The organism is Psychrobacter sp. 1044, from assembly GCF_904846525.1.
GTDB lineage: Bacteria > Pseudomonadota > Gammaproteobacteria > Pseudomonadales > Moraxellaceae > Psychrobacter.
The window spans coordinates 102,678-117,577 of sequence record NZ_CAJHAZ010000009.1; the positions used below are offsets into that span (position 1 = coordinate 102,678).

14 protein-coding genes are annotated in these 14,900 nt (G+C 43.1%); 3 read left to right on the forward strand and 11 right to left on the reverse strand.

The window, feature by feature from the left end; genetic code table 11:
* Positions 1-33 precede the first annotated feature (33 nt).
* The 4 genes from JMX82_RS08025 to JMX82_RS08040 form a co-directional block, all read right to left on the reverse strand.
* Entirely contained in the window at positions 34-1,278 is a 1,245-nt protein-coding gene (locus JMX82_RS08025) for a TIR domain-containing protein (RefSeq protein ID WP_201540136.1), read from the reverse strand.
* A 304-nt stretch (positions 1,279-1,582) separates the two neighbouring features.
* Positions 1,583-1,720 (reverse strand): hypothetical protein, encoded by a 138-nt coding sequence (locus JMX82_RS08030; protein WP_201540137.1) that lies wholly within the window; start codon positions 1,718-1,720, stop codon positions 1,583-1,585.
* Positions 1,721-1,736: 16 nt separating this feature from the next.
* The gene (locus JMX82_RS08035) at positions 1,737-2,063 is read right to left on the reverse strand and encodes a hypothetical protein (protein WP_201540138.1); all 327 of its coding nucleotides are present in this window, start codon (positions 2,061-2,063) and stop codon (positions 1,737-1,739) included.
* Between the two features lie 17 nt (positions 2,064-2,080).
* Positions 2,081-5,014, reverse strand: a complete 2,934-nt coding sequence (locus JMX82_RS08040; RefSeq protein ID WP_201540139.1) for a valine--tRNA ligase — start codon at positions 5,012-5,014, stop codon at positions 2,081-2,083.
* A gap of 317 nt (positions 5,015-5,331) precedes the next feature.
* On the opposite strand from JMX82_RS08040, the gene JMX82_RS08045 reads away from it, so the two are divergent.
* Positions 5,332-6,435 (forward strand): formate/nitrite transporter family protein, encoded by a 1,104-nt coding sequence (locus tag JMX82_RS08045; RefSeq protein ID WP_201540140.1) that lies wholly within the window; start codon positions 5,332-5,334, stop codon positions 6,433-6,435.
* A gap of 112 nt (positions 6,436-6,547) precedes the next feature.
* On the opposite strand, the gene JMX82_RS08050 is transcribed toward JMX82_RS08045, so the two are convergent.
* The 7 genes from JMX82_RS08050 to JMX82_RS08080 all read right to left on the reverse strand — a co-directional run bounded on the left by JMX82_RS08050 (position 6,548) and on the right by JMX82_RS08080 (position 11,872).
* On the reverse strand, positions 6,548-7,471 hold the full coding sequence (locus tag JMX82_RS08050) for a bile acid:sodium symporter family protein (RefSeq protein WP_201540141.1): 924 nt from the start codon (positions 7,469-7,471) through the stop codon (positions 6,548-6,550).
* A gap of 288 nt (positions 7,472-7,759) precedes the next feature.
* Positions 7,760-7,954, reverse strand: coding sequence for a hypothetical protein (locus tag JMX82_RS08055; RefSeq protein WP_201540142.1), 195 nt, complete (start codon positions 7,952-7,954; stop codon positions 7,760-7,762).
* Positions 7,955-8,086: 132 nt separating this feature from the next.
* On the reverse strand, positions 8,087-8,551 hold the full coding sequence (locus tag JMX82_RS08060; RefSeq protein WP_201540143.1) for a YbjQ family protein: 465 nt from the start codon (positions 8,549-8,551) through the stop codon (positions 8,087-8,089).
* Positions 8,552-8,611: 60 nt separating this feature from the next.
* Positions 8,612-9,058 (reverse strand): YbjQ family protein, encoded by a 447-nt coding sequence (locus JMX82_RS08065; RefSeq protein WP_060491846.1) that lies wholly within the window; start codon positions 9,056-9,058, stop codon positions 8,612-8,614.
* Between the two features lie 85 nt (positions 9,059-9,143).
* Complete coding sequence (locus JMX82_RS08070) at positions 9,144-9,701, reverse strand: YecA family protein (RefSeq protein WP_055124803.1); 558 nt, start codon at positions 9,699-9,701, stop codon at positions 9,144-9,146.
* Between the two features lie 283 nt (positions 9,702-9,984).
* Positions 9,985-10,221, reverse strand: a complete 237-nt coding sequence (locus JMX82_RS08075; RefSeq protein ID WP_201540144.1) for a PA3496 family putative envelope integrity protein — start codon at positions 10,219-10,221, stop codon at positions 9,985-9,987.
* 184 nt (positions 10,222-10,405) lie between these two features.
* Complete coding sequence (locus tag JMX82_RS08080; RefSeq protein ID WP_201540145.1) at positions 10,406-11,872, reverse strand: hypothetical protein; 1,467 nt, start codon at positions 11,870-11,872, stop codon at positions 10,406-10,408.
* A 494-nt stretch (positions 11,873-12,366) separates the two neighbouring features.
* Between JMX82_RS08080 and serB the strand changes: the two genes are divergently transcribed.
* Together serB and JMX82_RS08090 are read left to right on the forward strand one after the other, a co-directional pair.
* Positions 12,367-13,557 carry a phosphoserine phosphatase SerB gene (gene serB, locus JMX82_RS08085; RefSeq protein WP_201540146.1) on the forward strand — a complete coding sequence of 397 codons (1,191 nt, stop codon included), beginning with the start codon at positions 12,367-12,369 and terminating at the stop codon, positions 13,555-13,557.
* A 192-nt stretch (positions 13,558-13,749) separates the two neighbouring features.
* The gene (locus tag JMX82_RS08090; protein ID WP_201540147.1) at positions 13,750-14,745 is read left to right on the forward strand and encodes a DUF368 domain-containing protein; all 996 of its coding nucleotides are present in this window, start codon (positions 13,750-13,752) and stop codon (positions 14,743-14,745) included.
* The last annotated feature ends 155 nt before the right edge of the window (positions 14,746-14,900 follow it).

Here is a 14,900-nt window from a genome sequence, read left to right on the forward strand (position 1 = left end):
TATACATTTGAATGCTTATAACAATTACTTGTGTTAAAAGTTATTATCTGTTTCGTTAAAGAAAAAATCTTTATACTCTTGTCGATACCACTCGTATAAAGACTCATGAGAAACATTTACCTCATACTTACCTGCCGCAAAACAATCAATAACATACGGATCGAAGTGAAATACCCACCCTTTAGAATCAATACTAAAACGGTCATTAAAGGACTCATCTCTTAATCCATTGATACCATCTATCAACCAATCATCTTCATTCTCGTCATATTCTTTTTTGTGCCTGAGAAATTTCTGTTTTTGTACTTCTCTAACAATCACATTTTCAAAAAAATCTAATATCTCTTTTTCAGTTTCATAGTCTTCATAGAAAAAATCACAAAAGCTTAAAACATATAATTTATTGTCTTTAATTCTTAGATTCATATTTTTTGTATAGTAGTTATCATGCGCTGCTCCATTAGAGTAATAGTTAATATCAAACCTTAAACTTACAAAGTTTTCGCTTAAGTAGCAAACATCGCATACTGTAGAACTATAATCATTGTTAACTCTCAACTGATTAGCTACACCATAGTCAACATTTTTAACGCCTAATATCTCTTTCTCAGACTCTAAGAAGCTTTCTAAGTAAAAGCTTTCCTTTTCGTGGCTCTTATTAGGTAATATTCGACAAGATAACTTATCACTCATTCTTTGAGCGGTTAACAGTTGGTTTAGTTCGCGAGCAACGATGCTTACTTTTTTTGAATCGAAGTAAGGATAACTATAAGAAAATTGATAACCAGGGTTACCGTTTTCTATTTCATAGTCATATTTCATTTCGATTTCAAACACACCATTTTGTTCGCTTTTTATTACAATATTTCTTTGTGAAGCTGCAAGGCTTAAAGAGCTTAATACCTTGTTCCAACTTTCATCTTCTACACCCGGTACTTTTATATACTGAACTTTGCTAGTTAAATCACTTGGAGGTAAACAGTCATCTAACAGTATAGGTATACAGAAAATATAATTTTTCGGAAACTCATCCAACTTATCTATAAAGTAGTTCAATTCCCTTCTTACATAACCTATTCTATCCAAACTTTTACTCGAAATAAATAATATACATACGTCGGTGTCAGACATATGACTCTTGATTTCATCATTCCACGACATACCTGGCAATAAGTCAAAAAAATCCATCCAAGGAGTAAATTTTCTATTTTTCAAATCTTCATAAAATGGTTTAACTTTGTCTTGATCATCTCTTGTATAACTGAGGAATATTTTCATAATCAGATTCTTATTTAGATATTTAAAATACAGTTTTATTATATAAAGTAATTTATTGGAATTTAAATCCAATAAATACTATCGAAGCAATGAAAAAACAAGATAACCAAGCTCTTTTGTAGCCCAGACAGATGTATTTGAGTTCATATCAGAAGATAGTATTACCTACAAAACACTATGGATAATAGCACACAAATATTTAGTTATAGCATAGACATAAGCCTTACGACTAAATAGTAGATAATAAAAAAACGCCATCACAATTGTGACAGCGTCTTTTATTACTATAGATATTTAGCTTTCTTTACAAAGCCTTTAACTCTTCCATCTGCGCCGTCATCGCCGTCAACTGACCTTCTAACTCAGCCAGTTTCGCCTTCTCAGCATCGACCATTTCCGCAGTTGCTTTGCTGACAAAGCCTTCATTACCTAGCTTACGCAAGATACTTTCAGCTTGCTTAAAAAAACCACTTAAACCCAACTAAAACTATCACAGTTACAACCAGTCCCAACCAACCAAATCCCTTTGTTCCTTGTACTGGTATCGTCGCATTTATTTCAGGAAATAGAATAGCGCCATACGATACTAGAGGTAATATCATCAGCAAGGTATCAATATGACGATTCGGTGAAAAGTATGGAGGATTTAAAAATAGATAAACAAGCACATATACCACCATAAATATAGTGGCGAAAATGGCATGCTTATCTAATGACTCATGACGATTCCAATAGAAAAATAGAATCGCCATGATCAAGAATGCAAGTATTAAAGTTATTGCCATTATAATGATTGCTTAGACTACAACGCTTTCAACTGCTCCATCTGCGCCGTCATTGCGGTCAACTGCCCTTCTAGCTCAGCCAGTTTCGCTTTTTCAGCATCGACCACTTCCGCAGGCGCTTTACTGACAAAACCTTCATTACCTAGCTTACGAGCGATGCCTTCAGATTGACCTTTCAACTTATCATACGACTTACCCAAACGAGCCAGCTCAGCCGTTGGATCGATTAGCCCTTTCATCGGTACGAGTACCCGTAGCTGACCGACCATACTTGATGACGATAGTGGCACTTCATCGCCTTCTTTGACGATCTCTAAGCTCTCGACTTTGGCAAGCGCTTTGAACTGGTTTTTGATACGTGATAGACGCGCATCCTCATCGGCAGAGATATTTTGTAGCAATACTGGCAGACGTACCGCATTACCCAATTTCATCTCACCACGAATATTACGCACACTGGCAATCAGCTCTTGTAGCCATGCCATATCGGCTTCGACTTGCTCACTGATTTGTGCCTCATCCGTTTTTGGATAGTCAGCGACCACGATGCTGTCAGTGTTTTTACGACCCAATAGCGGCGCCACTGTCTGCCAGATTTGCTCGGTTAGATATGGCATGATTGGATGGCTAAAGCGTAGCGCCGTCTCTAGCACGTGCAGCAGTACATAACGAATTTGCGCTTTACGCTCATCTGATACTGAGTCATCATTTAGACTGGCTTTGGCAAGCTCAACGTACCAATCACAGTACTCATTCCAGATAAACTCATAGATATCTTGGCTGACCATATCGAGACGATACTGGGCGAAATGCTGATGGATATCGGCAACGGTAGAGTTCAGACGACTCATGATCCATTTTTCTGGCAATTCCCAAACGTCAGGGTTTGCCACTTGGTCGATAGGCTTGGCAGCACCTTCGCTATCGACACAGTTCATGAGTACAAAACGGCTGGCGTTCCAGATTTTATTACAGAAGTTACGATAGCCCTCGACACGCTTTAGATCAAAGTTGATATCACGACCCGTACTGGCTAAGGACGTAAAGGTAAAGCGCAACGCATCCGTACCAAAGGCTGGGATACCTTCTGGGAACTCTTTACGCGTTTGCTTTTCGATTTTGGCCGCGTCTTTCGGATTCATCATATTGCTGGTGCGTTTTTCGACCAAAGCTTCCAGATCAATACCGTCGATTAGGTCAATCGGATCTAAAACGTTACCCTTCGATTTTGACATTTTTTGACCATTGCCATCACGTACCAGACCATGCACATAGACGGTCTTAAACGGTACTTGCGGCGTGCCGTCTTCGTTTTTCACGAAGTGCATGGTCATCATGATCATGCGGGCCACCCAAAAGAAGATAATGTCAAAACCTGTCACGAGCACGCTGGTTGGGTGGAAGGTGTCCATCACGCGTGGATCAGCGTTGACGTCTGCCCAGTCAAGCGTACTGAACGTCCATAGACCAGAGCTGAACCATGTATCGAGTACGTCATCATCTTGGCGCAAGATTACGTCATCGCCAAGGCTGTATTTACTACGAACTTCGGCTTCGTCACGGGCGACATAAACTTCACCAGTTGCATCGTCATACCATGCAGGGATACGATGTCCCCACCATAACTGACGGCTGATGCACCAATCTTGCAGATCGGTCATCCACGACATATACATGTTTTTATACTGCGCAGGGACGAACTCGATGCTACCGTCTTCTACTGCGTCAATCGCAGGCTTGGCCAATTCTTTCACAGCGACATACCACTGATCGGTCAACCATGGCTCAACGATCGTACCGCCACGCTCAGCACGTGGGGCTTTGAGTGCGTAGTCCTCGATGTCTTCTAGCCAGCCCTGCTCGCCTGCTTGCGCCACGAGGAACTTACGCGCGGCAAAACGTTCTAAACCAGCATACTCACTAGGTGTAGTTTCTAGCTCTGGCTCACGTGTTTGCAGATCAGGATAAACTTCCATCGCTGGCAAAATATTGGCGCGCTCATCAAGGATATTAATCAATGGCAAGCTATGACGACGACCCAATTCGTAATCGTTGAAATCATGTGCTGGGGTGATTTTTACGCAGCCCGTACCAAAGTCTTTTTCGACATAATCATCAGCGACGATAGGCACGACGCGACCCGTAATTGGCAGAGTAATGGTTTTACCAACTAAATGTGCATAACGCTCATCGCTAGGATTGACCGCAACAGCAGTATCACCAAGCAAAGTCTCAGGACGCGTAGTCGCTACCACCAGATAGTTTTTACCATCTTGAGTCGTTAGGTCTTTATCCGTGAAATGATAGCGGAAATGCCACAAGCTGCCTTTTTCGTCATGGTTTTCAACTTCTAAATCAGACAGCGCGGTTTGGAATTTTGGATCCCAATTCACCAAACGCTTACCGCGATAGATAAGTCCATCATCAAACAGGCGTACGAACACTTCTTTTACCGCGTTGGACAGACCATCATCCATGGTAAAGCGCTCACGCGACCAATCAACCGAGCTGCCCAAACGGCGAATTTGGCTGGTGATATTGCCGCCCGACTCTTCTTTCCATTCCCACACTTTATCGACGAAATCTTCACGCGTCATGTCACGGCGCTTAATACCTTGCGCCTCCAAACGACGCTCAACAACCATTTGGGTCGCGATACCGGCATGATCCGTACCCGGTTGCCATAGCGTATTGTCACCATCCATGCGGTGATAACGGGTCAGCGCATCCATGATTGCGTTGTTAAAGCCATGACCCATGTGCAGCGAGCCAGTGACATTCGGTGGTGGCAAGGCGATAGAGAACGACTCTTCTTTATCAAAGGTCGGCTTAAAATAGCCGCTTTCTTCCCAGCCTTGATACATACCCGCTTCGACTTCTGCAGGGTTGTAAGCATTCTCTAACTGGCTTAGGGCCGCTTGAATAGATGTAGTGAGGTTGTGGTTACTCATAATGGCATTATCTTTTATTGATTGAATGTGATTAAAGCGAATATAAAAATTAGGAAAATCATGAATAGAGTGATTTTAACGCAGATAGGCAGATTTTGTTAGATGCTAAGGCAATTTATCAGACTTGCAGAGTGGCATTGCCCCATTAATAAACGCAAAAGTCCATAAACGTCCCCAATCGAATGAGACTCCAACAAAATAAATGCTAGTGATGTTATAAAATATGGTTCATGCTATGAGGTATATTCTATAACATCACTAGCATATAAATGGCGTCTTTATCCTAAAATCATGATCTTATAAACAGCGAGCCGACCGTGTCCAAAGATACCGAGCACACCTATCACAATAGCAGCCACTCTCAAGCTGATGAATCTGACGCTAATGATAGAGACGATAAGCTCTTGATTGATGATAGCGTTTATCAACCATCTGTTACTGAAGATAAAGACGTTAGCAAGACTGCGATTCCAGATGATACCGAGGCGACAGAAAGTTTAGAAGACGAAGATTTCTCTGAAGATATGAGCGAAGCAGATAAAGAAACCATCAAAAAAGTCGCCAATGATGATAACTTGAGTCAAGCAAAAAGCTATGCCAGTATCTTGGTTGAGCAAGTGATGGATGCCAAAGAAACCTTTGAGCGCTCACTTGGCTCGCTATTTACCAGTGCCTTTACCGCTGGGCTTGAGATTGGCATTAGCTTCTTTATGATTTTATCGGCTTTTGCGCTGTTGAGTGGCGTACTACCAAGCCAATACGCAATCGTGCTCGCCTCCCTACTTTACCCAATTGGCTTTATCATCGTCGTCATTGGTCAGTCGCTATTATTCACCGAACAAACCTCACTATTAAGCCTACCTGTGCTTAACAAAATTGAACCGCTGCATAAATTACTACGCCTTTGGGGCATTGTCATCTCTGGTAACATCGTTGGCGGCTGTTTGTTTGCCGCATTGATGATAGGTTTGGGTTTAAATATGCAGCTGTTTAGCGTGAGCGACATCGACACTTATGCCGAACACATTTTAGGGTTTAGGTGGTGGGTCATATTTGGTAGTGCCATCTTGGCAGGCTGGATGATGGGCGTCACCGCTTGGCTTGTGACCTCAGCACGCGACACCCTTAGCCGCATCGTTTTGGTAACGCTTATTACTGGCAGTATTGGTTTTTTAGGATTGCACCACAGTATCGTGGGCAACATTGAGATTTTTTCTGCCTTGCTATATGGCAATACCGTCAGCTTGGGGCGTTATTTACTGTTTTTAGTAGTGATATTGGTGGGCAATACCGTCGGCGGCGTGGTGTTTGTGGCGGTACTCAAAAACCGTACCTTCTTATTTCAAATCGAAAAAGTAAAAGAACAAACGGCTAGTGAACAAGCGGAAGCTAGAAGCAGTATAAATACCCACCGACCTTGATTGGTATTGGTATTGGTATTGGTATTGGTTAATGCTAAATGCTATAAATAGATAACTCACCTATTCCCCATAACAAGGTTCAATGTTTAAACCTGTTATGGGTTTTCAGCATCTACAGCATACGCGCTGCCAACACGCTATTTTCTATTTCAGATTTTCTCAGCTTATCGTGTTGAGCACTAAATATACGCACCAAAATTCCCGCGCTTAAGAACATCACCAAGGTATAAATGGCTGGCATCATCGACATGTCGTAGTTAGACAATAGCGTCAATGCCATAAATATCGATAAGGTACTGTTTTGTAGACCGACTTCTAGCGTCACCGAGGTTCTTTGCGCCCAGTTGAGACCGAACCATTTACTACTATAAAAACCGAGCGCCATGGTTGAGAGGTTTAATAATACCGATACGGGACCAGTAGCGATAAAGGCGTCGACAATGATATCGCGTTGCACATAGCCCAAAAATAGCACTAAAAACGTTAAAAATATCACCCCAAATCGAGACACATAGACTTGTGAACGATCGGCAACGGTTGGTGCATAGCGTTTAATCAGCATACCGACACTAATAGGCACTATCGTCAGCACCACCAAAGTCAGCATCGTTTTTACTACCGGTAACTCAAACTCACTACCGCTGCCCATAAAATAAATCAATGAAAAGCTCAGCACAATGGGAATGGTAAAGACGGTAATCACGCTCGCAATCGCGGTCATCGTCACCGACAGCGCCACATCGCCTTTAGCTAAATAGGTAAATAAATTTGAGGTAGTGCCACCCGGACACAATACGAGGAGCATAACCCCGACGGCATACTCTGGGCGTAATGGCATGATATTGGCCAAGGCAAAGCCAATGATAGGTAACAGTATCAACTGATTGGTCAAGCCAATGCCGACTGCTTTTGGATATTTTAAAACCCGTTTAAAATCGTTGGTGACGAGGGTCAGACCCATGCCCATCATGATTAAAAACAGACAAATAGGAATGATAACTGAATTGACTAACGTGACTATTGCAAGACCTTCCATAACTACATCCTTGTAGATAAGAGCTGTTTATAGGTTCATTTTATAGATGAATTTTTAGACCGAGCATGCTGATTAAATGACGCCTGATTAGCAATCCTTGCTAAGGCGTGTCCTCATAATCAATAGCCGTTGAGCACCGACAATCAACTAAAAAACAGCAAAAAATAAGACATGATAAAGGCAAGTATATAGGGGTAAAGTCGCCCTTATTTGCTTTATTCAACGACTCATCAGTCAAATATGGTTTTTGGGTTTAGAGAACGATGAAATATCATTGAACAACAACCTTCAATCACCACCACCTGAATCACCGCTACTTGAGTCGCTGCTGCTTGAATCACTACCATCGCTATCGTCAAGATTATCCTGATCCCAAGAAGAATCCAAAGAAACTGGCGAATTGTCGCTACTTCCAAACCAACTGGCGACTTTTATGACGATATAAAGGATTATAAATCCAGCGATAATCTGTAGAAGAAGCATGGTTTATTCTTTATAAATAACAGGTGAGGTAAGTAAGAAACGGTATAGATGAGGGACAATCAAAACGCATGACTAGCATTCAATCATAGATATTGATTATATTAATTCTGAGTGATTCATTGCGCTTTAGAGTTACTCACGGCTTTTCACTGCAGTGCCATAAGCGATGGCTTCAACCATACTGCCCAATTGATTGATATTGCTGACTTCTAGACGTAAGCCGTAGATATGGTTATAGCCTTTGGCTTGTGCTTCGGTACGCATACGTACCAGAGCTTCGCGGCGGGCACGGTCAAGTAAGGTCTCGTAAGTGGTCAAGTTTTTACCAAAGATACTCAATACCCGAGCGATAATCATTTTGAAATAATCTTGGGCAATAACCACGCTACCAAGTACCAGCTCGCCCTCAGTATTGGCAACAAGTTTTGGCACATAAAAGCGCTCACTTGAGACCATAATATGGCTTAATTCTTGCTCTGCAATGCTTAACTGCGCGAGATGTTGGCGCTCATGACGCGACCCAAAGAACCAACCAGCAGCGAATAGTAAAATAAACGGTGCGTAATTGATAAGCATTTGGGTAAGGGAGTTATTCATGGCACGTCTCTTGTCATAAACTTATCATAAAAAAGCATCGATGCTTTAAGATTTGGTTAGCTAACCAAAAGGATTGAAACGTGGCAAGTCATCGGTCGCTGTCGGTGCAGAATTTTGTAGATTTGGCTGTTGACCAGACTGATGATAAGAATCGCTTGGTGGGGTTTGATAAACTTGCTGCGGCATCGGTATGGCTTTGACAGCAGTGCCATAGACAAACAATTCAGAGGCTCCCTGCGCGATGCTAGAGGTCGAAAAACGCAACCCCACAACTGCATCTGCACCCAAAGCTTCTGCTTTGACAATCATCCGATCGATCGCCTCTTGCCGTGACTCTTCTAACAGCTCGGTATAAGCCGTTAACTCACCACCGACGATATTCTTAAGTCCAGCAAACAAGTCTTTACCGACGTGTTTTGAGCGTACTGTACTGCCGTACACCACATCCAAACGCTCAGTGATTTGGTAGTTGGGCAAATGCTCAAGATTGGAGAGTTGCACAGTCATAATACGACCTTATCGGTGACGTTTTATAGACAGCGTCAACTTGGATATAGACCAAACCACGCTGTCCCTATATTGATAAAAAAGGCTAATCGTTGGTATGGAACAATAAAAATAACTCGGTCAAATTGCCTTCGATGCTATTGGCCATTTGTGCCAGCTTGTCTTCATCTTTACGCATCTCTGCAAGCTCTGGATCTTCATCATCGATACCGCTTAGCAAAATCATTGGTAAAGTCAAGACAGCCACATCTTCAGCCGTTTCTTCATCTTCAAACCAATCACTGGCTTCATCGCCATACATCGCATCGACAAAGCCAATTGACCAAGCAACGATATCTGATTCATCTGAAAAATCAACGGCCACTTCTTCATCACCCGCATCTTCACCAAACGGTAGCTCAATAGGTGTCTCGTTTTTTAGCTCAGCGATAATAGAATCGCGCCAGCGCTGGATACCGTCGATGACATTTTCTGGGATTTCGCTAACATGACCTTCAAACAGTGCATCCAGCCAATTCGGTAATGGACGCCCAATAACTGTCGCTGTCAAAAAACCATGCGCGGCGACACTATCAAGCACAAATGGGCTCTCTTGATTGTCCAAATAGTCTAATAACTCATCGAAGCTTAATTGGTTACTCATGATGTAATTGTCCTTGAAAGATAGAGTGCGGCAGTCGCCATAAACGATCGGTTAAGTGCAGAATAGTGGATAATTTGAAGGTAAAAATGGTTTCGGTAAAGCACCCAAACCATCTTTATAAAATAAGAATCATTGCATAGAGCGGGTGGCGAGCAACCGTCAAAAAATAACGATCGCGATATCATTAGCATTACACTGTCAGCTAATATGCCGTTATTAAAAGGCTTTAGTCGGCTTAAATGACTGAGCACTTTCACATTGGGCTATGACTTAAGTTTAAAAACTAAAGATCGTCATCATCCCAATCATCGCCATCTTCATCGAAATTGTCTATATCGTCTAGATCGTCCTTTAGCTCTTTGGCCAAACGCTTTTCTTCTAGCAGATTATCGATCAGTCGACGCTTCTCAAGACTACTTAAGCGCGTACGCACGCTCGTCTCGGCCTCTTCCACCATCTTTGCATCATCATCGTCGACAAAATTATCATCAAAATCGTCGTCAATATCAGCGTCACTCATGACAAACTCCTATCATTTTTAGCAAGGGTATTAAGAATACATTAATATATATATGCCTTATAAAGTCTCTACTTCACGTTGTCAATGCTTTTTATTATTACTGCCCTATTTTTAGGCTGTTTAAAGATAACGACAGAGACAATATCTCAGACAATTGTATAGTAATAAGCGAATATAAGCAGCATTAAATAGCCGACTCATCTGCGCTTTCAATCATCAATACCGCATTGCGCACATCCGCTAAGCGTTGGATCATCGAATCATTACCACCATCGAACACGGCACACTCACGTTCATAAACAGTGGTTGGGCGCATGATACTCTGCACCTGCACATGGTGGCTGATTTGCTTGAGACCTGCATTGGGTAACAAAATCAGCATTTGCTCTTTTTTGCCGACGCTGTGTAATAATTGCGTCATTGCTTGCGCCTGTGCATCATCGCTGACACCTGCTTTAGCAGGTAGTGCAAAGCGACTTAGCTCAATGTGCTTGTCATGGATGATTTTGTTGAGCATCAAATACAGCTTGCCAAGCATTACACCTGCTAACGCCACTTTGGCATGGCTATTGTCCGCCTTTAACAATACGCTAGCACCCGTGTCATCGAAACGTGGCTCATTCATCGCGCTGACACCCAACAACAATGGCTGCTTGAGTAACTCGGTAACCGCTTGGTTTAATAGCTGCGTACATAATGCCAAATAAGGTAAACGCTGAGCCGGTGCCAGACGCTCAAGCATATTGAACTCGTCATGGAATACAATCTGCACTCTCACACTGTCAAATGAGCGGGTGGCAGACAACCGAGAGGCGCTACCAGATTTAGGAGCGCGGCTTATCTCATCTTGGGCAGCACCATTTGCTGCATCATGCTCCGCTCGCTCTTCAGTCGTACTATCGATAGGCTGACTATCAGAGCCAGTGGTATCAGTCGCCGCTTGATTCTGTTGCGTTCTTAAATACTGGTTTACTTCACTATGTACATCCAATTTGTGTGCATTGGTTGGCTGACTGTCCGTTGCACTCTCTACAGGATGCTCCGATGCTTCTCTATCCGTATCCGTGGCACGGCGTTCAAACTCCCGATCATAACTGCGCTGATCGATTTGCATATACTGCTCACGATGCAAATCTTGAATATCGCGGCTAAGCGCGTTAATTTGCTCTTTGGTTGGACGGGCAAGATAACCATAAACCAGCCAAAGCAACAAATGCAGCAGCATCGTACCGATGACGAACGGCCATTGCATAGCGATAATCTCGCCTTTGCTAATATCTTTTAACGTCAACGACACACTGCCAATCACCGAATCGCCATTAGTAGCAATCTGACGAATGGTATCACCTTGCTGCATGGGCGCATTGCCAACAGGCACCAAGATGTCGTCGTTATTGTCTTTAATCAATATGCGCGTCACGTCTTGCTCGCTGGTATAGCGATTGGCAATGACACTCAAGCTGACACGGTCTTTATTTTCTAAAGACAACCTTGCTTCATCAATCAGCTGGGCGACCATCTGCTCGCCTTTTAACGCACGACTTTTGCTCAGCTGTTGATCGGTACTGATGACCAATAACAACGTCTGCAAACAAAAACTAACCAGAAGAATAATGGCAAACAACCCTTGCCGCGGCGCTAAATACGTCATGATATGGTAAACTTTTTTGGATAAGAGAAATTAAAAAAACAAGGCTATCCCTCATTTTTTGGCGAATTTAAAAAAACTATAATAGTGCGCATCTTAATAAGTATGTATTGAACTTAAGTACCATAACCCGACACCTCTGTTGTTGCCTAAAATAACATTTACAACAAGGTTTGGTTACTTAAAAACTGCTGTCTCAAATACTAATACTCAGGATAATCTACGGCACATTTGGTAAGCGGCGACTGCGAGCATTGTTGTAGATATCATCATGAATACAGCCCGCTTATCTTACCTACTATATCACCATAATAAGTCTTATAGCGTTAGTAGATTTATAAATTTATCATAATAATCACATTCAATTTCAAATGATTTTTCAATGATTGCTGTCATCTTTAATCGACGGTGATACTTTGCGCGTCATCTATAGGCGCTGCCGAGTAAAGCTGCTATTATTCCCAATCTTATATGAGCATACAAGGGACCATTGAGCCATGCCACACAATACATCTTACTCGTTACCAAAAGACAGCAAAGCATGGCAACAAGCCGTTGACTCTATTGCGTCACTGTTACCAGATAACACGAACTTACAAGATTTTGATGCGCTACAGTCCCTGCCAGTTTTTGCTCTTATTGTTGTGCTACCGACCAAAGTATCGACGCTTGATATCCACCAGTATGTACAATCATGGGTCGATGAACAGCCAAGCTGGCATTTGGTCACCGTCGCTGAAGATACTGATGCCAGTTTTGTCAATATTACCGTTTCTGATACAGAGCCAACGGCAGCAAACGCACAGCGCTTGCCTTTTACTCAAGCACAAGTATTCCGCTATTTGTTGGTTCCAGTCACTGATACGCTCATGCATCCTGGAAAAAAGACTGCAGCAGCTCACATCATTGATGATCAGCTGACCACGCGCTTGCGTCATGACTTGACCGAAGCTTATAACGATACTCGTCAAGCGAGCAGTACTGAACGCTTGGATATTGTCGATTGCCATATTTTATCAGTCGGTCATATGCTACGTACCCACAAGCTTGCCTGCTTTGATATGGATTCCACCTTAATCGAGCAAGAAGTCATCGTTGAGTTGGCAAAAACAGCGGGCATCGGCGAAGAAGTCGAAGCCATTACGGAAGCGGCAATGCGCGGTGAAATGGATTTTGATGAGTCTTTTGCCCAGCGTGTAGCCTTATTAAAAGGTATCTCGACCGATGTGCTGGATGATATCTGCAGCCGCTTAACGCTATCAATGGGCGCTCGCACTACCATCAGTGCACTAAAGGCTTTGGGCTACCATACCGTACTGGTATCAGGCGGCTTTACCTACTTTGCGCGCTATATCGCTGAGCAATTAGGCATTGATGAAGTTCACGCCAACGCCCTAGATATCGACGAAGGGGAAGTCACTGGTCATGTACAGCTGCCCATCGTCAATGGCGCCAAAAAAGCGGCTATCGTTGAGCATACTGCGGAGCGCTTAGGCATCGAGATTTCACAAGTGGTCTGTATCGGTGACGGTGCCAATGATTTACCGATGATGGCCATTGCAGACCTAGGCGTCGCCTATCACGCCAAGCCCATTGTCCAAGCACGTGCTGATGCCGCCATCAATGTCACAGGGCTTGAAGGCATACTTTATGCCCTTGGTTATCCAGCACTTGCGCCCACGGAGTAACGACTACACTCGCAACACCATACCATGGAGCTAGGTTAGTGTTTTTAACATTAATCTGGCTTTTACGTCTTATTACATTGCGACATTGCGACATTGCGACATTGCGACAGTCAATTTTCGCATCACTGTCCTAGCATACTTAGCGGCATCGCATTAACTTTCACTGTGTTTTCAAATAAAAAAGGATTGTCCATGACGGCATCACCATCACCGCGGCAAAATGAGCCGTCAGCGCCACAACCACTGGATAAGAGCAGCACTGCTGTATCCTCCGATAGTCCAAAGCAACTATTTGGGGTTTATATCAGAGGAATGGCCATGGGGGCAGCGGATATCGTACCAGGTGTCTCTGGCGGTACCATTGCGCTGATTGCCGGTATTTATGAGCGCTTAATTAATGCCCTGAGTAGCATCGGCCCCAATCTCTGGCAGATATTTCGACAGGAAGGCGGAATCAAAGGCTTGGTTGCGGTGTGGCGACAAGTTGATGCCACTTTTTTGTTATTTTTGTTATTGGGAATCGCCACCAGTTTTGCTACTTTAGCAGGTATCATCAAACACCTATTAGATAATCAACCGTTATTTATTTGGTCGTTCTTTTTTGGACTGGTTGTCGCAACGGTATTTATATTATTGAGTGAGATTCAGCGTTGGAATATAGGGCGGGCAGCACTATTCGTGACTGGTCTTGTTGCCGCTGTGGTCATTAGCAGCTTACCATTGCTCACGACCACACCAAGCTTGCCTTATTTGTTTTTTGCAGGGGCAGTCGCTATTTGTGCCATGATACTGCCCGGCATATCTGGGTCTTTTATCTTATTGCTATTAGGTGCTTATGACGCAGTATTAGAAGCCGTGCATAGCCTTAACTTTACGATAATCTTCACGGTCATTGCGGGTATGGCAACAGGATTGTTATTATTTACTCGCGCACTTAAATGGTTATTGTCTCGCTACTATCAGGCAACTTTGGCCTTGCTCACAGGTTTTATCGCAGGCTCGCTTGTGAAAGTATGGCCATGGAAAGTAGATGCGTTAGGCGCGCTTAATAGTAACGCGATAAACAACGTGATGCCATGGCAATATCCTACCGGTCCACATTGGCTAACCACTGTAGGACTGATGCTGCTAGGCGCGATTTTAGTTTCACTATTGTCTTGGTGGGGCACTCGTAGCAATCGCGCTTAACCCTACCTTAAACCTGCATCATTCTCTTTTTAAAACCCAAAAATCTTTCTCTCTACTCTTAATAATAAGCGCCCATCCTTGCGGCGCTTATGCTTAAACCTTGCCATACAAAACCATCAAAATGTGCTAAAAAACCAAACGTCAACGGTTGTCGC